The organism is Desulfobulbus sp. (assembly GCF_031547805.1).
Taxonomy (GTDB): domain Bacteria; phylum Desulfobacterota; class Desulfobulbia; order Desulfobulbales; family Desulfobulbaceae; genus Desulfobulbus.
Map to the genome: position 1 here is coordinate 1 of NZ_JAVBRQ010000019.1, position 22095 is coordinate 22095.

The 22095-nt window shown below is 63.8% G+C and carries 24 protein-coding genes; 11 read left to right on the forward strand and 13 right to left on the reverse strand.

Annotated features, from left to right (window positions below; translation table 11 throughout):
* Positions 1–329: 329 nt before the first annotated feature.
* Together RMR13_RS06845 and RMR13_RS06850 are read right to left on the reverse strand one after the other, a co-directional pair.
* A complete protein-coding gene (locus tag RMR13_RS06845; RefSeq protein ID WP_310599893.1) occupies positions 330–584 on the reverse strand; it encodes a hypothetical protein in 255 nt (84 codons plus the stop codon).
* Positions 585–623: 39 nt separating this feature from the next.
* Positions 624–1172 (reverse strand): TusE/DsrC/DsvC family sulfur relay protein, encoded by a 549-nt coding sequence (locus tag RMR13_RS06850; RefSeq protein ID WP_310599894.1) that lies wholly within the window; start codon positions 1170–1172, stop codon positions 624–626.
* Positions 1173–1346: 174 nt separating this feature from the next.
* Here RMR13_RS06850 and aqpZ point away from each other — a divergent pair, with 174 nt between their 5' ends.
* On the forward strand, positions 1347–2036 hold the full coding sequence (gene aqpZ, locus RMR13_RS06855) for an aquaporin Z (RefSeq protein ID WP_310599895.1): 690 nt from the start codon (positions 1347–1349) through the stop codon (positions 2034–2036).
* A 406-nt stretch (positions 2037–2442) separates the two neighbouring features.
* Positions 2443–2901, forward strand: coding sequence for a hypothetical protein (locus tag RMR13_RS06860; protein WP_310599896.1), 459 nt, complete (start codon positions 2443–2445; stop codon positions 2899–2901).
* Between the two features lie 142 nt (positions 2902–3043).
* On the opposite strand, the gene RMR13_RS06865 is transcribed toward RMR13_RS06860, so the two are convergent.
* From RMR13_RS06865 to ettA, 8 genes are all read right to left on the reverse strand, one after another.
* On the reverse strand, positions 3044–3904 hold the full coding sequence (locus RMR13_RS06865) for a DUF1186 domain-containing protein (protein WP_310599897.1): 861 nt from the start codon (positions 3902–3904) through the stop codon (positions 3044–3046).
* 98 nt (positions 3905–4002) lie between these two features.
* Positions 4003–4662 (reverse strand): YkgJ family cysteine cluster protein, encoded by a 660-nt coding sequence (locus tag RMR13_RS06870; protein WP_310599898.1) that lies wholly within the window; start codon positions 4660–4662, stop codon positions 4003–4005.
* Entirely contained in the window at positions 4659–5090 is a 432-nt protein-coding gene (locus RMR13_RS06875) for an MOSC domain-containing protein (protein ID WP_310599899.1), read from the reverse strand. The genes RMR13_RS06870 and RMR13_RS06875 overlap by 4 nt, the downstream gene beginning before the upstream one ends.
* 89 nt (positions 5091–5179) lie before the next feature.
* Positions 5180–6106 carry a cysteine synthase A gene (gene cysK / locus RMR13_RS06880; protein ID WP_310599900.1) on the reverse strand — a complete coding sequence of 309 codons (927 nt, stop codon included), beginning with the start codon at positions 6104–6106 and terminating at the stop codon, positions 5180–5182.
* A complete protein-coding gene (locus RMR13_RS06885) occupies positions 6103–7071 on the reverse strand; it encodes a serine acetyltransferase (protein ID WP_310599901.1) in 969 nt (322 codons plus the stop codon). Before RMR13_RS06885 ends, cysK begins: the two co-directional genes overlap by 4 nt.
* A 23-nt stretch (positions 7072–7094) precedes the next feature.
* Entirely contained in the window at positions 7095–7730 is a 636-nt protein-coding gene (gene metW, locus RMR13_RS06890; protein WP_310599902.1) for a methionine biosynthesis protein MetW, read from the reverse strand.
* Complete coding sequence (locus tag RMR13_RS06895) at positions 7714–8868, reverse strand: homoserine O-acetyltransferase (protein ID WP_310599903.1); 1155 nt, start codon at positions 8866–8868, stop codon at positions 7714–7716. The genes metW and RMR13_RS06895 overlap by 17 nt, the downstream gene beginning before the upstream one ends.
* A gap of 142 nt (positions 8869–9010) precedes the next feature.
* Entirely contained in the window at positions 9011–10696 is a 1686-nt protein-coding gene (gene ettA / locus RMR13_RS06900) for an energy-dependent translational throttle protein EttA (protein ID WP_310599904.1), read from the reverse strand.
* 504 nt (positions 10697–11200) lie between these two features.
* Between ettA and RMR13_RS06905 the strand changes: the two genes are divergently transcribed.
* The gene (locus RMR13_RS06905; RefSeq protein WP_310599905.1) at positions 11201–11728 is read left to right on the forward strand and encodes a hypothetical protein; all 528 of its coding nucleotides are present in this window, start codon (positions 11201–11203) and stop codon (positions 11726–11728) included.
* Positions 11729–11892: 164 nt separating this feature from the next.
* Here RMR13_RS06905 and pyk read toward each other — a convergent pair whose 3' ends face one another.
* Positions 11893–13683, reverse strand: coding sequence for a pyruvate kinase (gene pyk / locus RMR13_RS06910; RefSeq protein WP_310599906.1), 1791 nt, complete (start codon positions 13681–13683; stop codon positions 11893–11895).
* Between the two features lie 165 nt (positions 13684–13848).
* Between pyk and RMR13_RS06915 the strand changes: the two genes are divergently transcribed.
* Both RMR13_RS06915 and RMR13_RS06920 read left to right on the forward strand, forming a co-directional pair.
* On the forward strand, positions 13849–14148 hold the full coding sequence (locus RMR13_RS06915; protein ID WP_310599907.1) for an MTH1187 family thiamine-binding protein: 300 nt from the start codon (positions 13849–13851) through the stop codon (positions 14146–14148).
* Between the two features lie 49 nt (positions 14149–14197).
* Entirely contained in the window at positions 14198–14557 is a 360-nt protein-coding gene (locus RMR13_RS06920) for a cupin domain-containing protein (protein WP_310599908.1), read from the forward strand.
* A 70-nt stretch (positions 14558–14627) separates the two neighbouring features.
* Here RMR13_RS06920 and panB read toward each other — a convergent pair whose 3' ends face one another.
* Both panB and RMR13_RS06930 read right to left on the reverse strand, forming a co-directional pair.
* Positions 14628–15470, reverse strand: a complete 843-nt coding sequence (panB, locus tag RMR13_RS06925) for a 3-methyl-2-oxobutanoate hydroxymethyltransferase (RefSeq protein ID WP_310599909.1) — start codon at positions 15468–15470, stop codon at positions 14628–14630.
* Positions 15452–16432: a 2-dehydropantoate 2-reductase gene (locus RMR13_RS06930; protein ID WP_310599910.1), complete on the reverse strand. Its 981-nt coding sequence runs from the start codon at positions 16430–16432 to the stop codon at positions 15452–15454. The genes panB and RMR13_RS06930 overlap by 19 nt, the downstream gene beginning before the upstream one ends.
* A 225-nt stretch (positions 16433–16657) precedes the next feature.
* Between RMR13_RS06930 and RMR13_RS06935 the strand changes: the two genes are divergently transcribed.
* From RMR13_RS06935 to RMR13_RS06960, 6 genes are all read left to right on the forward strand, one after another.
* Entirely contained in the window at positions 16658–16903 is a 246-nt protein-coding gene (locus RMR13_RS06935) for a hypothetical protein (protein WP_310599911.1), read from the forward strand.
* Positions 16904–17106: 203 nt separating this feature from the next.
* A complete protein-coding gene (locus RMR13_RS06940) occupies positions 17107–17550 on the forward strand; it encodes a hypothetical protein (RefSeq protein ID WP_310599912.1) in 444 nt (147 codons plus the stop codon).
* Between the two features lie 43 nt (positions 17551–17593).
* Positions 17594–18367 carry an RMD1 family protein gene (locus tag RMR13_RS06945; protein WP_310599913.1) on the forward strand — a complete coding sequence of 258 codons (774 nt, stop codon included), beginning with the start codon at positions 17594–17596 and terminating at the stop codon, positions 18365–18367.
* Positions 18368–18464: 97 nt separating this feature from the next.
* On the forward strand, positions 18465–19364 hold the full coding sequence (locus tag RMR13_RS06950) for a TIGR01777 family oxidoreductase (RefSeq protein ID WP_310599914.1): 900 nt from the start codon (positions 18465–18467) through the stop codon (positions 19362–19364).
* Positions 19357–20754, forward strand: a complete 1398-nt coding sequence (locus RMR13_RS06955; protein WP_310599915.1) for a TIGR01777 family oxidoreductase — start codon at positions 19357–19359, stop codon at positions 20752–20754. The genes RMR13_RS06950 and RMR13_RS06955 overlap by 8 nt, the downstream gene beginning before the upstream one ends.
* A 3-nt stretch (positions 20755–20757) precedes the next feature.
* Complete coding sequence (locus RMR13_RS06960; RefSeq protein ID WP_310599916.1) at positions 20758–21921, forward strand: hypothetical protein; 1164 nt, start codon at positions 20758–20760, stop codon at positions 21919–21921.
* Positions 21922–22095 lie beyond the last annotated feature (174 nt).

Below are 22095 nucleotides of genomic sequence, written 5' to 3' on the forward strand. Positions count from 1 at the left end.
TTGCCTCTTGTTGCTCCCGGTGGCATTGAGTATGGTTCATCTGAGCCTTTTCTTTTTGATATCATTAGGTATTTTCGCAAATCCAATGTATCGGAAAGCAAAAGGCTTTTCACGTTAAAACGACATTATTTCAAAAGGTTGACTGTCGATTTCCCTCGGTCATGCCAACCCCGAAACTTGAGTCTTTATGAATAATCCGGGTTAAGTTGGTGACGGGCGGCCGAGATCCACCTCCCGCCCGCAGCCAACCGGGCAAACGGTTGCCCGCTGCCGGGGAGCGCGATGCCGACGGTGCCGGTTTCGCCCCTCAAGGATCGCGGCTCCCGACCTTAAAACTGCTCGCCTTCGATATTTTTCCGCATCTGCGCTATCTCGAGCCCCAAGGAGAGGCACTGCCGGCCGTGCATGCAGCGGTCGGCGTCCATCACCTCGAGAAAATGGTCCAACGAGTGCGACCCCTTGAGCATATGCACCATCCAGGTTTTTTCCCGTTCATTGAAATCGACGTTGATATCGACGCCGCACATGCCGACATCCGGATAGATCGAAGTGATTTTCTCGCACAATTCTCTTGCCGTATACATGACCATACCTCCTTGGCGGGATTTGACCGGCGTTTTGCCTCAGCAGTAGGATTCCATGAAATAATGCTCGCCATCCATACTGACGAAGTGGACCCCCTCCTGCTTGGGCAATCCGGCTATTTTCCAGGCTTTTTCAGGGTTGACAAATTGCCTGGGGACACATTCCTTGGTTTGATGCGACAGGCGGCAGATATTGTTCAGCATCGGGAACACCCTGTATTGCAGGTAATATTCACGCATGAACCGGATAATGTCCATCTGCTCCGGCGACAGTGGTCCGAGACCTTCCTGTTCGGCCAGTATCGTGGCGACATCCTCGTTCCAATCGTTTTTATCGGCAAGGTAGCCATTTGCATCGACCAGGATTTTTCTTCCTTTGATTTCAAGTGGTTCCATTTTCACCTCCCTCCCATCCAGCGTTTCGCCCGACCGGGGCCGGCGCGCGGCTGAGTTCGCGGCCATCTTTTTCTTTGCTTTAACGATAATCATTATTATTTTGCTCGCGAAACAAAGTGTGCGAATCCTGGCAAGCCGGTAAAAAAAACGATGGCAGCCGGACGGCCAGGGGAAACGAAGAGAAACCGGCATTCTTTCAAGCGGATCCTTTCCCGAAAACGGTCCGATGGAAAGAAAAAGGCTGGCCGCACAAAATCCTTTACAGGCGGAATAAAACCGGTAACTATCAGATTCGGTTCAAATTAATGACTTACAGACCACGACGGGGAGACTTCCCTGACATCACTTCAACAAAGGAGAAAGAGAATGAAAAAGTATGGGGCGGAGTTTTTTGGAACCTTTTGGCTGGTCCTCGGCGGATGCGGCAGCGCGGTCTTGTCCGCGGCTTTCCCAAATGTCGGCATCGGCCTGCTCGGCGTTTCGCTGGCATTCGGCTTGACGGTGCTGACCATGGCTTTTGCCATCGGCCACATATCCGGCTGCCATCTCAACCCGGCGGTAACGATCGGACTCTGGGCCGGCGGCCGGTTTCCGACCAAGGACATCGTGCCCTATATCATCGCCCAGGTGTTGGGCGCGATTGCAGCCGGCGGCGTGCTGTACCTCATCGCCACCGGTAAGCAGGGATTCGATCTGGCCGGCGGCTTCGCCTCCAACGGCTTTGGCGCGCACTCCCCCGGCGGTTACAGTATGGTGGCCGCGCTGATCACCGAAGTGGTCATGACCATGATGTTTCTGCTGGTCATTCTCGGCTCCACCGATCGACGCGCCCCCCAGGGATTCGCCCCGATCGCCATCGGCCTGTGCCTGACGCTCATCCACCTGATCAGCATTCCGGTCACGAACACCTCCGTCAACCCCGCCCGCAGCACGGGCGTGGCGCTGTTCGTGGGCGATTGGGCCATTGCCCAGCTCTGGCTGTTCTGGGCCGCACCCATCGTCGGCGCCGTAATCGGCGCGATTGTCTACCGGCTTATCGGTGGCGAGCAGAAGTAAGCTGAGACAAGACCTCGCGGGCCAGGCGGACGAGGGACCGGCAACGATCCGCGCCAGAACGGCCACGCCGGACGCAGAGCCGCGCCGGCCCGCGCAACCGCCACACTAAAAACCGACGCATACAGCCCCTTGTGGGTCTTGACCTGGCGCCCCGGCAACGGCGACCGCTTGTACGACGACAAGCTCCATCGCCGTTGCTGGTTGCACGGACGCAACCCGCCCAAACCACCGTGAGGCGCCAAGGGGCTGCCCTCTTCTTTCAAGCCGTTGCCGCCCGATGCGCCCTGCCGACCACGGCCGGCATGGGCGGCAACGATCTTTTCGCGACCGCCGGTTTGCGGCGCGGCCACTCCTAAAGGGCACGGCCACCGCTTCCTGCCGACGCCCCCATTCGGACGCACAGCCCATGGACAGCAACCACGACAGCGACCAAGTCCCGATGGGGACCGAACCGGACAGCCCGTCCGCCCAGAACCAGGACAACGGCACCGACGCACCATTTCCCTGGTGGATGAATTGGAAGTTCATGCTGCCGACCTGGGGCATCATTGCCGCCTTCATCTGGCTGGGCATTCACTTCCACATCGACAAACACATCATCGCCAGCAGCGTATTTCTCATCGGCCTGCTTTCCAACGCCTTCGCCTGGCTACTCGGGGTGATCGCCGTGGTTCCTCTGGTGGGGCCACTCATCGTCAAAATCCTGTCTCTGGGTTTTATCTGGCTGCTGAACGCGGTCGGCTACCTGGTCTCCTTTGTCGCCATTCGCCGGGGCTACTCCAAAGACGTGCTCACCTATCGCGGCGTGACCGTCGCCCTGATCGTGGGCATCGTCATCGGCTATATCATCGGTAAATTGGTGTGAAATCCGCCAGGCGCGGATCGTTCGGGCGGGCAAGATGGCAAGCTGCCGCCGTGATCGCGGCAGGATATGGGAGGGGAGGCGAACAGCCACGGATCGATCTCTTCTCCCCGGCCGTCCACCACTATGAGCGGTAACTGCTGATTTATCGGCGTTTTTTCTTCTTGCCCGATTTCTTCGCCGGCTTGGCCTTGGCCTGGCCTTTCTTTTTCTTGCCCTTATCCTTGGCAGGCGGCGACATCCGCTCCAGTTCCTCCTGGTGGAATTCGGCAAACCACGAGATGTAGGCGTGGACATCGGCCGGCGCCCGGTCGGCGGTCCAGCCGCGCAGGCGTTCCATGGTCGCATCGAAGTCCATGTCGTTGATCTTCTCGATATCCTCCAGGGAAATGAACCCCTTGTGGATCAAGCCCTCCTCATATGCCCGGCGCAAGACCTCCATGGATTCGCCGGGATGCAGATCGCAGAGGGTTGCCGCCAGGTTGGCCCAAAAAAAGGAGTCGCGCTCGGCCTCCTCGCCGGTGAACAGGCCCAGGAAAAAGCGAACCACTTCAGCCCGCCGCTCCGGTTGCGCCACCACCGCATAGGACAGGGCCTCCATGGCGGCGCAGCGCACGTATTGGTCCACTTCCCGGTTGCCGATCAACTCCTTGATCGCCTCCAGCGAGCCGCCGCAGGTCCGGAACAAAAAGGTGGGCAGGATCTCGGTGGTGATGTCGCCCCAGATGTCGACCAGCTGCTCTTCCGGAATGGAAAAGGCGCGGATGAACGGCCGATGGGCGGCGGTCTCCTCGAGATGGGAAAGAATGGCGGCGGCATAGACATGGGCGTTGCGCTGTTCCAGGCTGTAGAGCAGCGGATTGTCGGCCACGCTCTCGATTACCTTGATCAGGTGGGGCGTCGCCTCCTCGCGGTGGCGCAGGGCCTCCTCGACCTCATCGTGCAGGTAGGTGTCGCTCAATTGGTCGAAGGAAAACAGCATGCCTTTGATATCGAAATCGCTCATGTCGGCCTCGGCAAAGTGGGAAGGAAAAACAAAAGTGCGGCACTCTAAAGAGTTTTCCTCGGAGCGTCAAGGGAGATCCCGGAAAGCCGGGCAGCGATTCAGCCGGAGGCGAGCGTTACGCGGATGCCGTCCGGGGTGTTGCGGGTTTGGATGCCCAGGGGCAGGAGGAGTTGGAACAGCGGCCGGCCAAAGGCAAACAGTTCCCGGCCCAGGGAAAGCCCCAGGCTCTGGGCGGCCCGTTCCCGGAAGCGGAGATCGCGGGCCACGGCGGCCTCCAGCCTTGCCAGCCGCTCGCGGGCGGTTTGGGCACCGCGCAGGTCGTGGCCGACCGCCTCCAGATCCGGGCAGGGGCAGGTGCGTTCGTGCTCGCGCATGAGCGGCACCAGGGGGTCGTCCGCCTCCAGGCAGTCGAACCGGGTCAGCAGATCCTGTCCGGCCACGGCCAGCAGGGGGCCGGTGTCCGCGCAATCGAGCAGGCCGCAGGCCATGGGCCGGTGGTCGTAGCATCGGCATCCGCCGGCGGCCCCATCGTAAAACAGGCAGCACCAGCTGCCGCCCTGCCCGGCCAGCTTGAGGAATTCCCGCGCAACCGGTTCCGGGCCGGCGGCCAGCGGCTGGACGGCCAGTTCGCCCCGCCGGACCGTGATCAGGTTGTCCGGATGCAGCCAACCGGCCCGGATCAAGGCCAGGTCCGGGCCATGCAAGGCCGGACCGCCCTGCAGGCAGCAGGTGCCGCACCGCCTGCAGGCGGCGCTCACGGCATGACGTCCAGGCTGTCGCCCCGACGGAGAATGCCGGGGGTGATCACCTTGGTGAAGATACCCTCGCGCGGCATGATGCAGTCGCCCACCTGCTTGAAAATGGCGCAGCCGTGATGGCATTTCTTGCCGATCTGGGTCACCTCCAGCACCACCTGGCCGTTGCTCAGCCGGGTACCGATCGGCAGGCTGGCCAGTTCGAGCCCCTCGGTGGTGATGTTTTCGGCAAAGGCGCCGGGGTCGAGTTCCAGCCCCTTGTTGCGCATGAAATCGATCGATTCCTCGGCCAGCAAACTGACCTGGCGGTGCCAGTCACCGGCGTGGGCGTCGCCCACCATGCCGTGGTCGATCTTGACCTCGACCGATTCCACCGGCTCCTTGTTGACGCCTTTTTCCCGGCTGATATTCAGCGAAACGATTTTTCCCATAGTTGCAATGCTTCCATTTATAGGGTGTTGATCAACGGTTTTGTTCGAAATTGCCGCCGAGTGCGGCCAGCAGGCACGGCCGCGGCCCGTTATTCGCGCATCAGTTCCGTGCTCAGGTACCGCTCGCCGGTGTCGGGCAGGACCGTCACGATCCGCTTGCCCGCGTATTCCGGGCGCGCTGCCAGCCGCAGGGCGCAGGCCAGGGCCGCGCCGCCGGAGATGCCGCAGAGGATGCCCTCGGTGCGCGCCAGGTTGCGGGCGGCGTCGATGGCCTCCTCGTTGCCCACGGTCATGATCTCGTCGAGCAGCGAGAGGTCGAGATTGTCCGGGACAAATCCGGCCCCGATCCCCTGGATCTTGTGCGGCCCGGCAACGCCGCCGGACAAAACCGGCGAGGCCGCGGGCTCCACCGCCACCACCCGCAGGTCCGGATAGCGCTCTTTGAGAAAACCGCCGGCGCCGCTGATGGTGCCGCCGGTGCCGACCCCGGCGACCAAGGCGTCGATCCGGCCGTCGCACTGTTGCCAGATCTCCGGTCCGGTGGTTTGCCGATGCATGGCCGGATTGGCGGGATTGGCGAACTGGTCCGGCATCCAGGCGCCGGGCGTTTGGGTGCACATCTCCCTGGCCCTGGCCACCGCGCCCTTCATCCCCTCGGCCGCCGGGGTCAGCACCAGGCGGGCGCCCAGATGGGCCAGCAGCCTGCGGCGTTCGATGCTCATGCTCTCCGGCATGGTGAGGATCAGGGTATATCCCCGGACGGCGCCGACAAAGGCCAGGCCGATGCCGGTGTTGCCGCTGGTCGGCTCGACAATGGTCCCGCCCGGCTTGAGCAGGCCGCGCTGCTCGGCATCGTCGACCATGGCCACGGCCACCCGGTCCTTGACGCTGCCCAGCGGATTCATGGATTCGACCTTGGCCAGCAGCTCGGCATCGGTGGTCAGGCGGGCCAGGCGCACCAGGGGCGTGTTGCCCGTGGCCCTAGAAAAATCGTCGCAAATGGCGGAGTGCATCATCTCCCTCCTTCCTCCCGGCCGATGTAGACCAGCCGGGGCTGTTCCAGCATCACCCTGGTGTCCGGGCCGACCGATTCGGTCAGCCAGACGTTGCCGCCGATGATCGACCGCGCCCCGACCACGGTTTCGCCGCCGAGGATGGTGGCGTTGGCGTAGACGATGACATCGTCCTCGATGGTGGGGTGGCGCTTGACATCGCGCAGCCGGGCGCCGGCGTCGCGGGGCAGGCTGAGCGCGCCCAGGGTGACGCCCTGGTAGAGCCGCACCCGGTTGCCGATGGTGGTGGTGGCACCGACCACCACGCCCGAACCGTGGTCGATGAAGAAATGCGAGCCGATGGTGGCCTCGGGATTGATGTCGATGGCGGTGCGATGGTAAGCCTGCTCGCTCATGATGCGGGGGATGAGCGGCACCTGGAGTTGGTGCAGCCGATGGGCCAGACGGTAGACCATGGTGGCGAACAGGCCGGGATAACTGAAAATCACCTCGTCCGAATTGGCCGCGGCCGGGTCACCGGTCAGGGTGGCCTCGATATCGGTTTCAAGGAGGTTGCGGATCGCGGCCAGGCTGTCGACCAGGGCGGCGGCGATCTCGTAGCTCCGCTCGCTGCACAGGGTACAGGCCTGGTTGTGGCGGAAACAGTCGTGGCGGATGGCCGAGCTGATCTGGCTGGCCAGGTTTTCGTAAAACAGGCTGAGCTGCTGCCCCAGATGGTATTCCAGGCTCTCCGGCCGAAGGATCTCCGGGGAGAAGAAGCCGGGGAAGAGAATGCGTTGCGCCTGCTCGATCAGGGCGACCACCTCATGCTTGGAGGGGATCGGCACCGGTTCGATGTGGCTGGCCCAACGGCCGCTCTTGAACCCGTCGGCCAGGTCGGCAACCGCCCCGGGAATGGGGCTGCCGACCCGTTCGGCCGAGACGGATTCGGTCCGGCAACTGCTCGCGAGAATGTCCTGTTTTCCCATGATGAACTCCTGAACCCAGCGCGTCATCCCACTCGCTCCAGCATCATGATGCCGTAGGTGGCCCGCAGGTTTTTCAATGTCCGCACGATATTGCCCTTGTAGTCGTGGTGATGGGTGTTGATCGCCACCTCGCGCACGATCCGCACCCCGAACAGCCGCAAGAACCTCTTGAAATCATTGATTGAAATGACCCGGATGTTCGGCGTGTTGTACCATTCGTACGGCAGCTGGTCGGTGATGGGCGCCATGCCGGTCAGCAAAAACTGCAAGCGGGCCGACCAGTGGGCGAAGTTGGGGAAGCTGACGATCACCCGTTTGCCGATCCACAAGAGGTCGGTGAGCAGCTCCTTGGGATCGGTGATCTGCTGCAGGGTTTGGCTCAGCACCACCACGTCGAAGCGTCCTTCGGGATAATCGCGCACCTCCCGGCGAAAATCGCCCTGAAGCACGGTGAGCCCGCGCTCAATGCAGCGCGCCGCCTTTTCCTCGGAAAGCTCGATACCGGTGCCCGTGACCTGCCGGTTGTGTTTGAGGTAGTCGAGCAAATCGCCGGCGCCGCAGCCCAGGTCGAGCACCCGCGAGCCCGGCTCGATCCAGGAGGCGATCACCTGGAGGTCAAACCGCATGGAACCCAGCTCCGGATTATAGACAGCGTTCATGGTACACCCGGTCGAGAAAACCGCCGATCAGGCCATCCAGCCGCTTGTTCGGCAGGAGAAAGGCGTCGTGGCCCCACTGGGCCTCGATTTCGCAGAAGCTGACGTCGCTGCCGTTCTTCTTGAGCGCCGAGACGATGTTGCGCGACTGATAGGTGGGGTAGAGCCAGTCCGAGGAAAAGGAAACCACCAGGAAGGGCACGTCGGCCAGGGTTTCGTTGACCAGCAGGCTGGCGCCGTCGCGCTCGAGATCGAAATAGTCGGCCGCCTTGGTAATGTAGAGCAGCGAGTTGGCATCGAAGCGGTTGACGAATTTCTTGCCCTGGTGGTGGAGATAGCTTTCCACCTGGAAATCGCCGGTAAAATCGAAAGACAGGGCACTGCGATGCAGGCGGCGGCCGAATTTTTCCCGCATGGCCGAATCGGACAGATAGGTGACGTGGCCGATCATCCGCGCCACCGCCAGGCCGTGCGCCGGGCCGGAGCCGTCGTAGTAGTCGCCGTTGTTCCATTCCGGATCGGCCATGATCGCCTGGCGGGCCACCTCGTTGAAGGCGATGGCCTGGGCCGAGTGGCGGGTGGTGGTGGCCAGCGGAATGGCGGAGCCCACCCTTTCCGGATAGTCGGCGCACCAGCGCAGCACCTGCATGCCCCCCACCGAGCCGCCGACCAGGGACATCAGCTTGCCGATGCCGAGATGGTCGACCAGGTGTTTCTGGGCCCGCACCATGTCCTTGATGGTGACCATGGGAAAGCCGAGGCCGTAAGGCTTGCCGGTCGCGGGATTGACCGAGGAAGGGCCGGTGGAGCCGGAGCAGCCGCCGAGGATGTTGGAGCAGATGACGAAGTAGCGGTCGGTGTCCACCGGCTTGCCCGGTCCGACCATGTTGTCCCACCAGCCCGGCCGTTCGTCGTCTTCGCGCAGATAGCCCGCCACATGGGAATCCCCGGAAAAGGCATGGAGAATGAGGATGGCGTTGCTGCGGTCGGCGTTCAGCTGGCCCAGGGTCTCGTAGGCAAGCGTGATCGGCCCCAGCCGGGCGCCGCTGTCCAGGACCATTTCCCCGGGCGGGTCGGCAAAGGTGTAGTACTTGCGCTCCACCAGCATGTGCGCCGCGGCCTGTCCTTCCGCACTGTTCATCGCTGCATCTCCTCTCCCATGCCCCGGACCGATCTCTTGCCACGATGTAGGAGCGCACCCTCTTTGCCGCCCCCGGCAATCGTGGCAAGAATCATAAGCACAGTCGAGGAGTTCCGCTACGGAAAAATACGGCGGCCGGGCTTCAGTCCCTGGTCAGCTGGCGATAGCGGATGCGGTGCGGCTGGTCGGCGTCCGCGCCCTTGCGCTTCTTGTAATCCTGTTCGTAGTCGGAGTAGTTGCCCTCGAACCACACCACCTCGCTGTTGCCCTCGAAGGCCATGATGTGGGTGGCGATGCGGTCGAGAAACCAGCGGTCGTGGCTGATGACCACCGCGCAGCCGGCAAAGTTTTCGAGGGCCTCCTCCAAGGCGCGCATGGTGTTGACATCGAGGTCGTTGGTGGGCTCGTCGAGCAGCAGCACGTTGCCGCCCTCCTTGAGCATCCGCGCCAGATGGACCCGGTTGCGCTGGCCCCCGGAGATCTCGCTCACCTTCTGCTGCTGGTCGCTGCCGGTGAAGTTGAACTTGGCCACGTAGGCGCGGGAATTGACCTCGCGCGTGCCCAGCCAGACAGTCTCCTGGCCCTCGGAGATGGCCTGCCAGATGGTCTGCTTCGGATCGAGGCTGTCCCGCGATTGGTCGACATAGGCCAGCTTGACCGTCTCGCCGATGCGGATGGTGCCCGCGTCCGGCTGCTCCTGGCCGGTGATCATCCGGAACAAGGTGGTCTTGCCCGCCCCGTTGGGGCCGACGATGCCGACAATGCCGCCGGGGGGCAGGGAGAAGCTGAAGTTGTCCAGCAGCAGCTTGCCCTCGTAGCCCTTGCACAACCCCTCGGCCTCGATCGCCAACTTGCCCAGCCGCGGTCCCGGCGGGATGTAGAGCTCCATCTCGCCCGCCGCCTTCTCGCCCTGTTGGTTGAGCAGGCTTTCGTAGGCGGTGATGCGCGCCTTGGATTTGCTCCGCCGTCCCTTGGGGCTCATGCGAATCCATTCCAGCTCGCGGGCCAGGGTGCGCTGGCGCTCGGTCTCCTTTTTTTCCTCCACGGCCAGCCGCTTCTGCTTCTGCTCCAGCCAGGAGGAATAGTTGCCCTTCCAGGGGATGCCCTGGCCGCGGTCCAACTCCAGAATCCAGCCGGCGACGTTGTCGAGGAAGTACCGGTCGTGGGTGACGGCGATGACCGTGCCCGGATACTTCTGCAGGTGCTGCTCCAGCCAGGAAACCGATTCGGCGTCCAGGTGGTTGGTCGGCTCGTCCAACAGGAGGATATCGGGATTTTTCAGCAGGATGCGGCACAAGGCCACCCGCCGTTTCTCGCCGCCGGAAAGCACGCCGCACTGCATCTCCGCCGGCGGACAGCGCAGGGCGTCCATGGCCATTTCCAACCGCGAATCCAGGTTCCAGGCGTCGATGGCGTCCAGCTTGTCCTGCACCTGGGCCTGCCGGTCGATCAGGGCCTGCATGGCGTCGTCGTCCATGGGTTCGGCGAATTTCTCGTTGATGGCATTGAACTCGTTGAGCAGGTCGACCGTGGCCTGGGCCCCCTCCTCGACGATCTCGCGCACCGTTTTCTGCGGATCGAGCAGCGGCTCCTGCGGCAGATAATCGATGGTGAAGCCCTCGGAGAGAATGGTCTTGCCCTCGTGCTCCTTGTCGATCCCCGCCAAAATGCGGAGCAGGGTACTTTTGCCCGAGCCGTTGAGGCCCAGGACGCCGATCTTGGCCCCGTAGAAATAGGAAAGGGAGATATCCTTCAGAATCTGTTTCTGGTTGTATTTCTTGCTTACTTTGATCATCGAGTAGATGATCTTGTTCGGTTCGCTAGCCATGTAATTCCTTGTTTTGGTATTTTTTATTCAAACCGGGCCGTCCAAGCGACAACCCGGTCGAGCGGCGCAATCGGCCGCTGTCGACAATTATCTGAATTCACCAATAAATGCTTTCAATATCTTTGACCGCCAAGCGATGCCCGGCGCGCACAAGGCAGCCCTTTAGCTACTCAATTTCATTGAGTTTTTAATCGATTTTCCGCTCTTCGGCAACATTGTTTGCCAGGCAAATAATCGTATGTTTTTCAAATGGTTGCCGTGCAAAACCAAGTGCCGGCGCATTATACCGAGTTATCGCAAAAACAAGCTGCCGTGGCTCGGCGAAACAGGACAAGCGACCCACAAGGGGCGGCCCGTGCACCGCGCCTCCCCCGGTCGAAAGCGCGGTTCTTTTTCTGCTTGCTTTCTTTTTCGGCTCCTGCTTTTGTTGGGGCAACGCGCCCGGACGCGGTGGCAACCGCGCCTGCTCCGGGCAAGCAATCGAAACTTTTGCGGAGTGTGTCCATGTCGAGAACAGTTCGTTGCCTTGTGATCGTGACCGCCCTTGTTGCCCTCACGGGCTGCGGCGCCAAGAATACCGTCAAGAAATGGGTCGGTTTGGACGGGGCCGCGCCGACCGACTACACCGGCCCGGTCTATCCGCCCACCCAGGCGGTCACCGTGGCCTTTCAACCGGGCCAGGTGGACAGAGCGTGCCGGGTGTTCGCCGAGGCGCTGGTGCAGTTTCCGGCCAAATACTCGGGCAAGGACATGGAAACCGCCGTGCTGGCCGAGGCCAGGACCCGCGGGGCCAATCAGGTGCTGATCGGCCAGACCCGGCAGAGCAAGGACGACGACGGCCTGCGCTTTCTCTACTACGGTCCGGCGCACGAGTACACCTGCGCCGACCAGTGCGGCGGCTGGAAATTCGGCTTCGACCTCTGGGAGCAGCAGGGCGAGTGGGTGAGTGTCGGCTATCGGGAGTGGGGCAAGGCCGGCGCGGTCTTCGAGACGCCCCTGGTCATGCAGATGGCCATGCTCCACTGCCAGTAGCCGTTTTCTCCGCCCGCCCCTCAGGGCGTCCTTCCAGTCGAATCCGCCAGGTCCTTGCGGCCCCGAATCTTCGCCGCAAGGGCCTGGCCGTCACGCCCCGCCCACAACTCGCCCGACTTCCCGCCCGGACTGAATCGGAAGCCATAGCCCCGCGGCCGTCCGTTCTACTCCCTTTCCATCCGGATCACCTGGACCGAGGCCATCTGCCGGATTCCGCGCCGGGTGATCCGCGACCCCTCGACCACGGCGATGGACTCGTCCGCGTGGATGTATCCCCCTTCCCTGGCCATGGTCAGGGAACGCAGGACCATGTCGGCCCGATCCAGTTCCTCCTTGACGATCAACGGAAAAATGCTGTGGTAGAGGCTTGCGTGCCGGGCCACATGCAGCGACCCGGTCACCAGCAGGATCGGCGCCTTGCGGTTCCATTTGGAAAGGAGCGGATAGAGCGTGCCGTCCGGATCGAGCAGCAGGATGGCGCTGGCCGCGCCAAACTGCGCCACCGCCGACAGGGCCGGGTAGACGGCGGCGTCCTTCTCCAGCTCGCGGAAATGCTCGGCACTGGGCCGGGCGTGCCGCTCCTCCTCGCAGATGATCGAGGCCATGGTACGGACCGCGTTGACCGGGTCGATGCCGGTGGCGGTCTCCTGGGAAAGCATCACCGCGTCGGTGCCCTCCTTGATCGCCATGCTGACGTCGGTGACCTCGGCGCGGGTCGGGCGGACATTGACGGTCATCGAGTCGAGCATCTGGGTGGCGGTGATCACCGGGGTGTTCAGTTCCCAGCACAACTGGATGATCCGCTCCTGGATGCGCGGCACCCGCGCCGCCGGCAGCTCGACCCCCATGTCGCCCCGGGCGATCATGACCGCATCGGCCGCCTCGGCGATCTCGCGGATGTCCCGCACCGCCTCCGGTTTCTCGATCTTGGCCACCACCTTGAGATGCCGCTTGCCCGCCACGGCGATGGCCTGCTTGATCCGCCGGATGTCCTCGGCGCTGCGCACAAACGACAGGGCCAGGTAATCGACCGAATGATTCAGGCCCCAGTCGAGATCCTGCCAGTCCTTGGCGGTGATGCCGGGCAGGGAGAGGTCGGTCTGGGGCAGGTTGATCCCCTTGCCCGACTTGAGCATCCCGCCGACGACCACCTCGCACAGCACCTCCCTGGCGCCTTCCCTGAGCACCCGCAACTCCAGCAGGCCGTCGTCGAGCAGCACCGGATCGCCGGTTCGCAGATCGGCCAGGATTTCCGGGGCGACGGTCGAAAACCGTTGGGCCGTGCCCTCCATCGGATCGGCCTGGATGGCCAGCACCTCGCCTGCCAGCAGCTGGACGGCCCCACCCTGCATCGGCCCGGTCCGGATCTTGGGGCCGCACAGATCCTGAAGCACGGCGATCGGCTTTTCCCAGGCCTTTTCCGCCTCGCGCACCGCCGCCAGGGCTGCCTCGTGGGTTTCGTAGCTGCCGTGGGAAAAGTTGAGCCGGGCCACATCCATCCCGGCCAGGATCATTTTGCCCAAAATTTCCGGGGTATTGCTCGACGGGCCGATGGTGCAGACAATCTTGGCCTTTTTGTTGACGCTGGCGTGGGTCTGGCGGGGCACGGCGGCCAGCCGTTTGAGCAGGGCATCGAAATCGAAGGGTTCGGCAAGAATCCCCAGCACCGAGGAATACTGGTGCAGCCGAGCCCGGATCGCATGGTCGCCCGAAGCCGGAACGATGACCAGAATGGGAAGATGCGGGGCGACCACCTGGATGGCCTCGATGAACTTGAAGCCGTCCCAGTGCGGCATCGCGATGTTGCAAAGGATGACGTCGTAGGCGTTGGCCGTGGCCCGTTGGAATCCCTGATGCCCGTTATCGGCAGTATCGACCGTGTAGCCGGCCCGTTCCAACCGGGTGCGCAGCAGGTTGCGGGTGGACTTGGACTCTTCGAGCACGAGAATACGCATGGCAACCTCGGAGGCGGAATTACGGGTTGTCTTCGGTGGTTCTCTGTAGCATAGTGGAAAGCGTACAGAAGAAAAAGGATTTCGGCTTTCCATCCAAAAGACCGGATTTCAGCCCTGTTACCCAACAACCGCCACCCCGGTTTTGCCGGAGTGAAGGAGGAAGAGATGCATGTGATTCTGGATTTGTGCCTGGTGCCGCTGGGCGTTGGCGTTTCGGTTTCCCCATACGTGGCCGAATGCCACCGGGTGCTGCAGGAGGCGGGACTCAAGTCGCAACTGCACGCCTACGGCACCAACATCGAGGGCGAGTGGGATGCGGTGATGGCCGCGGTCAAACGGTGCCACCAGCGGGTCCACGAGATGGGCGCGCCGCGCATCACCACCACCATCAAGCTGGGCACACGCACCGACCGCGACCAGAGCATGGCCGACAAGGTGCGAAGCGTCGAGCAAAAACTCGGATGAGACCCGGCTTCCGGGCAACCGGCCGGCCCGGCCGGGGGACGGTCGCGTCGTGACGCCGGACGAATATTACTTCGAGGAAGGCTGCTTCATCGTCGAGCTGCACAATACCCCGGCCGACCCGGCGGTTTCGGTGGCCAGGGCCAGGGTCGAGCCGGGCCGCACCACCCGCTGGCACAGCCTTGCCGGCATCGAGGAACGCTACCTGATCGTGCAGGGCGCCGGCCGGGTGGAGGTGGGCGACCGGGCGCCACGCGAGGTGCGGCAAAACGACGTGGTCCGCATTCCGGCCGGCTGCCGCCAGCGGATCGCCAACGCCGGCCCGGACGACCTCGTCTTCCTCGCCATCTGCACGCCGCGCTTCGTCCCCGCCGCCTATTGCGACCTGGACCGGGCCGAGCCCGCCCCGTAAACCGCCCGCCCGTTGCCGTGCCCCCGCAGTTGGAGCGGCAGGGCGGGCGAACCGTCGCTATTCGCGGTCTTCAATACAAGCGCGTCAGCTTGTCCAGCTCTTCCGTTTTCATGGTGAAGCTGTGGGCTGCGCCCGGAAAGGCACGGCTCTCCACCTCGGCCTTGTATTGGCCCAGGGCGGCGATCACCTGTTCGCTGATCTTGGCGTATTGCTTGACGAATTTGGGCACGAACCGATCGTAGAGGCCGATCAGGTCGTGGATCACCAGCACCTGGCCGTCGCAGCCCGGACCGGCGCCGATGCCGATGGTGGGAATGGCCACCGCCTTGGTGATGTGCTCGGCCAGGGGCGCGGGAATGGCTTCGAGCACGATGGAGAAACAGCCGGCATCCTCCAGGGCGCGGGCGTCGTCGATCAATTGCCGCGCCGCCTCGGCACTCTTGCCCTGAACCTTGAAGCCGCCGAGGCTGGTGGCAGTCTGCGGGGTCAGGCCGATATGGCCCTGCACCGGGATGCCGGCGCGGACAATGGCCGCCACGGTCTCGGCCATGGTCACTCCGCCCTCGATCTTGACCGCGTCGACCCGTGCCTCCTTGAGCATGCGGTTGGCATTGCCGATGGCCTGCGGAATCGAGCTGTTGTACGAGCCGAAGGGCATGTCGGCCACCACCAGGGCGTGTTCGATCCCCCGCACCACCGCCTTGGCATGGTGCAGCATCTCCTCCATGGTCACCGACACCGTGTCCGGATACCCCAGCACCACCATGCCCAGGCTGTCGCCCACCAGGGCGATGTCGATCCCGGCCGCATCCGCCATCCGGGCCAGGGGATAGTCGTAGGCGGTTATTTCGGAAATGGGGGTGCCGTTCTTGCGGCTGCGGATGTCCGGAATGGTCAGCTTTTTCTGGTGCATGGGCTCTCCTGGGGTGAGGTGGCGGAAGAAAAAGATTCGATCCGATAGGAAGCGGTGGCTTCCAGGGCCTTGATCAGGCGGGTGAGCAGCTGGTTGACCGGGGTGGGAATGCCCAGCTCTTGTCCCTTGGCAACGATGGCGCCGTTGATAGCGTCGATCTCGGTGGGCGCGCCCCGGAGAATGTCCTGGAGCATGGAGGCGCGGTTGGCGGCGGTCTGGGCGCACACCTGCCTGACCCGGTCCGTCTGCCGGCCTCCGGGCAGCTCGATGCCCAGCGCCCCGGCCACGGCTTCGGCCTCGGCCACGGCTTCGGCCATCAGCGCCTCGCACTCCGGCGCCAGCAGCAGCGCCCCATTGGGTACCCGCAGCAGGGCGACCAGGGCGTTGATGCCGACGTTGACCATCAGCTTGGACCAGAGCAGGGCGTCGACATCGTCGGCCACCTCGGTGTCGATGCCGGCCAGGTTGAACAGATCGGCGACAGTCGCAAGCCGCCCGGCCTGGCCGGGGATGCGGCCGAGCACGGTGGGACCGCGGCCGGCGTGGCGAACATGGCCGGGAGCCAGCAGCGTGGCCGCCTGGGAGGTGACGCCTGCGGCCGATCGGTCCGCGCCCACTGTCGCGGCAAGCCGCTCCAGGTTGCCGAGCCCGTTTTGCAGGGTGAGCGCCAAACCGTCCCCGGCCAGGAACCGGCCGGCGGTCGCGGCCGCGGCTTCGGTGGCGCGGGCCTTGGTGCAGATCAGTACCAGGTCGGCCCGACGGTCGTCCTCCCCCGGTCCGGACAGGACCGTGACCGTTGCCGTGCGCACCGAGCCGTCCATGGCGGTGAGCATCAAACCCCTGGCGTTGATGGCGCGGGCATGGTCCAGATTGGTGGTGAGCAGGCGGACGCGGGCATGGGGCGCGAGCAGGCTTGCGAACAAACCGCCCATGGCACCGGCGCCGATGATCAAAATCTCCATGCTTCTCCCCTTGCGGCCGAAACTGCGGCCGGAGCCCATTTGTCCGCCATACCGGCGATTTTCTGCTGGCGACAGTTATATACCATCGACCGAAAAGGTCAACGCCGAACCCGGCCCTTGCGGACGGGAAGCCGAGGTTTGCTCCGGCGGCCGCATCGGGGTACAGTGGGGCAATCGCATGCGCCTTCCAGCCGTTTTCCACCCGCCTCAACCTCCGGAGATCCCATGCATCTTTTTGTCTGGCGCCACAGCAAGCATTTTTCCAGTTGGTCCATGCTCGACGAGCCGCACATCCGCAAGGAAAACTACCTTCAGGCCGACGTGGTCGTGCTGGCGGCCTCCCGGGAGGAGGCCCTGGCGCTCCTGGACCGGAGCGGCGACTGGCAGGTCGACGAGCTGCGGCGACTGCAACCCGAAATCATCCCTCTGGATGCGCCTCGGATCGTCATCAGCCACGTCGACGGCCGGTAAGGACGGACGGCGGTGCAGCGCCGCCCGGGCTGGCCGCGCCGCGCTTTTCCCCTGTGCATCGAGGGGCAAACGCAGTATGATGGGGCGATCCGTTCCGCCACGGGCCGGATCGCCTGCCAGCGGTTTTTTGCCATCGGATGCCCGCCGCCCCGGATGCGACGGCCGGTTTTCCCGAAAGTCGATACGCCGAGGATGCCCGCCCCATGGAACAGCATACAACCAACCTGATCGCCAAAAAGGTCTGCTGGTACGAATCCGCCGCCATTCTGTTCGTCATCGCCCTCTCCTGGTTCGACGAAATTCTCGACATTCCCCATCTCCTGCTCGGCAGCGTCGCCACCCCGATCAACTGGCGGGAATCCACCTTCGAAAGCATCGTCATCGCCATTGTCGGCGGCCTGATCATTCGCCACACCTATAAGCTGCTCACCCGGATCGGCTACCTGGAGAGCATTCTGCCGGTCTGCGCCTCCTGCCGCCAGATCCGGATGGACCCCGCCTTCTGGAACGACATCAAGCAGTTCGTCCAGGAACGGGCCGCCAACGAATTCACCCACGGCATCTGCCCCGATTGCATCGAAAAATACTATCCGGAACTGCAACAGAAGACCGCCGCCAACGGCACCGAACAACCTCCTGCGGGCTGAACGCCCCTGCCGCCTTGGTTCGCGGCGGCCGCCCATCGCATCCATGGACAAACTCCGCGCCCTGTGTCTGGCCGAGCGCTTCCAGTTCGAGGCGCTCTCCGAATTCCTCTCCCGGCAGCCCCACGCCACCCGGATGCGCAACGTTATCCGCCTTGCGCAGGACGACGGCGTCCACGCCTTTATTTTCGATTACGGCGTCGCGGTCCTCTTCCGGTACGACTACGAGGCGGAAAAACGGCTCGTCGATCTGCTGCGCAAATACGCGGTCGCGCCTTTGGAAACCCCGGTCGAGGAAGAACTGGGATACCGGCGCGGCGATGAAGCGGGCATCCGCATCCGCAACGACGTGATCGAGCTCGACGACCTGGCCGAACTCACCTGCCTGTCGCTCGGCCATGCCCTGGCCCAGTCGACCAAGCTGGCCTTTTTCGAGTCGTCGATCGAGGAGATGATCAAGCAGACCATGTACATTCCCGAGGCCCTGGCGAAAAAAGGCTCGATCGCCATGCCGCGCGCCAAACTCGCCAGGGAGCGCGGCCGGGTGTACCTGGAAAAATCGCGCATCATCCTTCAGTTCAATCTCCTGGACACCCCGGAGTTCATCTGGGAATATCCGGAATTGGAGCAGTACTACCTGGCCCTGTCGCGCTATCTGGAAATCGCGCCCCGGGCCACGGTGCTGAAAAACCGGCTGGAAATGATCCAGGAGTTGCTGGCAATGATGGCCGACGAGCAGAAGCACAGCCATTCGAGCATGCTGGAATGGATCATCATCGCCCTGATCGCCATCGAAATCGTGCTCTTTTTCATCAAATAACGCGGACCGAACCGGCCGGCCCCTTTGCCCGGCAGCGGCGGGATGTTTATGGTGCTCAACAGGAAAGCACGGTCAACAATCGCGTACGGAGGTTCCCATGAAAATACTCATCACCGGCGGCACCGGCTTTGTCGGCACCGCTGTCAGCCGGCGGCTGCTGGAGTCGGGCCACGAGGTCACGGTCATCGGCAGCAGCGTCAGTCACCATCCCGCCCCGCATCCGCAACTCGTTCACGTCGTGGCCGACACGACCCGGCCCGGCGACTGGCAACGGCTGGTGCCCGAACAGGACGCCTTGGTCAACTTGGCCGGCCGGTCGGTCTTCAACCTTTGGACCGAGCGCTATAAACAGGCGATCCGCGACAGCCGGATCCTCACCACCCGCAACCTGGTGGACGCCCTGCCCGAAACCACCGAGACGGTGCTGCTCAGCACTTCGGCGGCCGGATACTACGGCGACGGCGGCGAAAGCGAAAAGGACGAGGCCAGCGAGCCGGGCAGCGATTTCCTGGCCCGGGTCTGCCGGGATTGGGAGGCCGAGGCCGGGCGGGCGGCCGACAAGGGCGCCAGGGTGGCATTGATGCGCTTCGGCGTGGTCCTGGGCAAGGACGGCGGGGCCATGGCCACGATGCGCATCCCCTTTCAACTCGGCCTCGGCGGGCCGATCGGCAACGGCCGGCAATGGTTTCCCTGGATTCATCTCGACGACCTGGTCAACGCCGTGGTGTTTCTCCTCGGCGCCGAGGAATGCAAGGGCCCCTTCAATTTCACCGCGCCGCAGCCGGTGCGGCAGAAAGAGTTCGCCCGCCAGCTGGGCGCGGCCTTCCACCGTCCCGCCTGCCTGCCGGCTCCGGCCTTTGCCATGGGACTGCTGGGCGAGTTCGGCCGCTCCCTGCTCCAGGGACAGAAGGCGCTGCCCCAGGGACTGATCAACAGCGGCTACCTGTTCACCTATCCGGACCTGCCGGCGGCCCTGCGGGAGATTATCGGTGACTGAGCATCGTTTTCTTGCCACCTCCCTTTTCCCCTGTTCCGCCGAGGAACTCTACCGATGGCACAGCCGGCCCGGCGCCCTGGAACGGCTCGTCCCCCCGTGGGAACCCACCAGGGTCGTGGCCCGCGAGGGCGGCATCGAGCCGGGCGGCCGGGTGGTCATGGCCATGCGGGCCGGCCCCTTTCCCTACCACTGGCACGCCCGCCACATCGAGGATGTGCCCGGTATCCTGTTCCGCGATATCCAGGAGCGCGGCCCCTTTGCCCGCTGGACCCACACCCACCGGTTCGCCGACACCCCGGACGGCGCCCGCTTGGAGGACCAAATCGATTTTGCCCTGCCCGGCCAGGCCGTGTTGCCCGGCTGTGCCGTCCGGATGGTCGAGCGGACCCTGGAACGGATTTTTCGCTACCGTCACGCCACCCTCCGCGACGACCTGCTCCTGCACCGGCAATGCAGCCGTATCCCGTTGCGGGTGCTGATCAGCGGCGCCAGCGGCGTGCTCGGCAATGCCCTGATTCCCCTGCTGACCACCGGCGGCCATGAGGTTTGGACCCTGGTCCGGCGCCAGCCCGACCGGCGCCAACGGGAAATCTACTGGAACCCGGAAAAAGACGCGCTCAACCTCGCCGGCCTGCCGCCGTTCGACGGGGTGATCCACCTGGCCGGCGACAACATCGGCGAGGGCCGCTGGACCGCGGCGAAAAAGCAACGGGTGATCGACAGCCGGGTCCGGGGAACCGGCCTGATCGCCCGAACCGTGGCCGGGCTGCCGGTCCGCCCCAAGGTGCTGCTCAGCGCCTCGGCGGTCGGCTTCTACGGCAACTGCCTCGACTGCTGCATGCGCGAGGAAGATCGGGCCGGCGCCGATTTCATCTCCGACGTTTGCTCCCTGTGGGAGCATGCGGCCCAGCCCGCCGAGGCGGCCGGCATCCGCACCGTCTTTCTCCGCATCGGCGTGGTGCTCACCCCCAGGGGCGGCGCCCTCAGGCGGCTACTTGCCTCCTCGATGCTCGGTTTTCCCCGGCGGTTCGGCAGCGGCGACCAGTACCTCAGCTGGATCTCCATCAACGACATGGTCGGTGCCATCCTCCACGCCCTGACCCGCGACACCCTGGCCGGACCGGTCAACATCGCCGCGCCGAATCCGGTGACCAACCGCCAATTGATGCACAGCCTGGCCCAGGCGACCAGCCGCCCCCTGCTGCCGCCGATTCCGGCCCTTGTCTTGAAATCCCTTTACGGCCAGATGGCTTCCGAGGTATTACTGGGCGGATGCCGAGTGGCCACCGACAAATTGCAGCAATCCGGCTACGCCTTCCGCCATGCCGATCTCGACCTGGCCCTGCGCCACCTTCTCGGCAGATGTGAACGCAATCCCCCGGAGCGTTGAGCAGTGAACTGGCAATTCAAAACCATCCTGGTGGCCATGATGACCACCGCCCTGGCCTGCGGCTTTCTCCACCACCTGGTGCCTCCGGCGGCCATCAACTTCGAACGGCTCCACATTTTCCTGTTCAACCTGTGCAGCGGCGGCACTCTGTTGATGTATTACACCGAGGGCCGGCCGGTCTTGACCCGTCGCACCCTGCTCTTTCTGACCCTGGCCCTGGCCTTCTCGATCTGCGCCTTCATGCAGTGGTACCTGTTAGCGACGATCATTCCCCTGCCCCTGGCCTGGTTGGTGGAACGGGCGCGGATCGACCATTTCGGCAGCCTGCTGCCGCGGGCGCTCTTCGACCGCCACGAACCGGTCGCGCGCAAATTCCACCAGGCCGCCCTGCTCTGCCTTTCCTGCGGCCTGGTTCTTTCCAGCCCGGTGATTTGCAACTCGATCTACCTGCACTGGTTCGCCATCGAGAAACTCCGGCTCGACACCTTTTTTCTCGGCTTTTCCTTTCCCGTCTCCCTGATCTCCATGTCGGTCATCTTCAGCCTGATGAAGAAGGAGGCGCTCCCCCTCACCCGGGTGCTCAAGGAGGCCGCCTTCTGGACCGTCAATCTCGGAGTGATCGTCTTTTTCGGCTTCATCCTGGCCGGCATGTTCACCTCCCAGGTGGCGATCGCCAGCCTGTTGTTCGTGACCGTGGCCTACATCTTTTTCCTGTACTGGCACGAGGGCATCCCGCTGCAGCAGAAGGCCTACCTGACCTCGGGCATCCTGTTTCTGCTGGTCACCTCGCTCACCGGCATCTCCTACATCCTGCTCTCTTTTTCAAGCTGGTACACCCCGGAAATCAGCCATCCCCTGCTCCGCCTCCACGCCTTCACCGCCCTCTACGGCTGGAATCTCAGCGGGCTGGCCGTGATCGGCCGCCACGGCGATTTCCCCCTGCAACTCCATTCCCGCCAGGTCATCCTGCTCCACTGGCTGACCGTGCTGGTGCTGTGCCCGCTGGGCTATTTCCAGCCCGTGTTCGCCGTGCTCGCGGTCCTGGCTTATACCTGGCTGCTGCTCCGCCTCTTCTTCATTCAGGGTGCGGTCGACCGCCAGCTCACCGCCGTCCGGGATCAAAGCCTGCATCCCGACCCGGTGCTCCCGCCTGGCCGGACAGGATAAACCCTCAGCCGCGCCTACGAACGCAACGCGGCAACGCCACGAGGCCGAGCCGTTATGGTGCACGGCCGCTGGCCCGTGTCTCCGCTTGACAGCCGCCGGAACAATTCATTACAAAAACAGGTTGTGATGCTTGTGCGCATTCGTGCCGCCCGTGGCGGGTGGCCGCAATTCCAC

What these genes read in the sequence shown, in the direction of transcription:
- RMR13_RS06930 (WP_310599910.1), bottom strand. Translation starts at nt 16,432, where the DNA reads ATGGAGATTTTGATCATCGGCGCCGGTGCCATGGGCGGTTTGTTCGCA.
- RMR13_RS06845 (WP_310599893.1), bottom strand. Translation starts at nt 584, where the DNA reads ATGTATACGGCAAGAGAATTGTGCGAGAAAATCACTTCGATCTATCCG.
- RMR13_RS06865 (WP_310599897.1), bottom strand. Translation starts at nt 3,904, where the DNA reads ATGAGCGATTTCGATATCAAAGGCATGCTGTTTTCCTTCGACCAATTG.
- RMR13_RS06945 (WP_310599913.1), top strand. Translation starts at nt 17,594, where the DNA reads ATGGACAAACTCCGCGCCCTGTGTCTGGCCGAGCGCTTCCAGTTCGAG.
- RMR13_RS06915 (WP_310599907.1), top strand. Translation starts at nt 13,849, where the DNA reads ATGCATGTGATTCTGGATTTGTGCCTGGTGCCGCTGGGCGTTGGCGTT.
- RMR13_RS06950 (WP_310599914.1), top strand. Translation starts at nt 18,465, where the DNA reads ATGAAAATACTCATCACCGGCGGCACCGGCTTTGTCGGCACCGCTGTC.
- RMR13_RS06860 (WP_310599896.1), top strand. Translation starts at nt 2,443, where the DNA reads ATGGACAGCAACCACGACAGCGACCAAGTCCCGATGGGGACCGAACCG.
- RMR13_RS06905 (WP_310599905.1), top strand. Translation starts at nt 11,201, where the DNA reads ATGTCGAGAACAGTTCGTTGCCTTGTGATCGTGACCGCCCTTGTTGCC.
- pyk (WP_310599906.1), bottom strand. Translation starts at nt 13,683, where the DNA reads ATGCGTATTCTCGTGCTCGAAGAGTCCAAGTCCACCCGCAACCTGCTG.
- RMR13_RS06875 (WP_310599899.1), bottom strand. Translation starts at nt 5,090, where the DNA reads ATGGGAAAAATCGTTTCGCTGAATATCAGCCGGGAAAAAGGCGTCAAC.
- RMR13_RS06940 (WP_310599912.1), top strand. Translation starts at nt 17,107, where the DNA reads ATGGAACAGCATACAACCAACCTGATCGCCAAAAAGGTCTGCTGGTAC.
- cysK (WP_310599900.1), bottom strand. Translation starts at nt 6,106, where the DNA reads ATGATGCACTCCGCCATTTGCGACGATTTTTCTAGGGCCACGGGCAAC.
- RMR13_RS06895 (WP_310599903.1), bottom strand. Translation starts at nt 8,868, where the DNA reads ATGAACAGTGCGGAAGGACAGGCCGCGGCGCACATGCTGGTGGAGCGC.
- metW (WP_310599902.1), bottom strand. Translation starts at nt 7,730, where the DNA reads ATGAACGCTGTCTATAATCCGGAGCTGGGTTCCATGCGGTTTGACCTC.
- RMR13_RS06885 (WP_310599901.1), bottom strand. Translation starts at nt 7,071, where the DNA reads ATGGGAAAACAGGACATTCTCGCGAGCAGTTGCCGGACCGAATCCGTC.
- ettA (WP_310599904.1), bottom strand. Translation starts at nt 10,696, where the DNA reads ATGGCTAGCGAACCGAACAAGATCATCTACTCGATGATCAAAGTAAGC.
- panB (WP_310599909.1), bottom strand. Translation starts at nt 15,470, where the DNA reads ATGCACCAGAAAAAGCTGACCATTCCGGACATCCGCAGCCGCAAGAAC.
- RMR13_RS06935 (WP_310599911.1), top strand. Translation starts at nt 16,658, where the DNA reads ATGCATCTTTTTGTCTGGCGCCACAGCAAGCATTTTTCCAGTTGGTCC.
- RMR13_RS06850 (WP_310599894.1), bottom strand. Translation starts at nt 1,172, where the DNA reads ATGCCGGTTTCTCTTCGTTTCCCCTGGCCGTCCGGCTGCCATCGTTTT.
- aqpZ (WP_310599895.1), top strand. Translation starts at nt 1,347, where the DNA reads ATGAAAAAGTATGGGGCGGAGTTTTTTGGAACCTTTTGGCTGGTCCTC.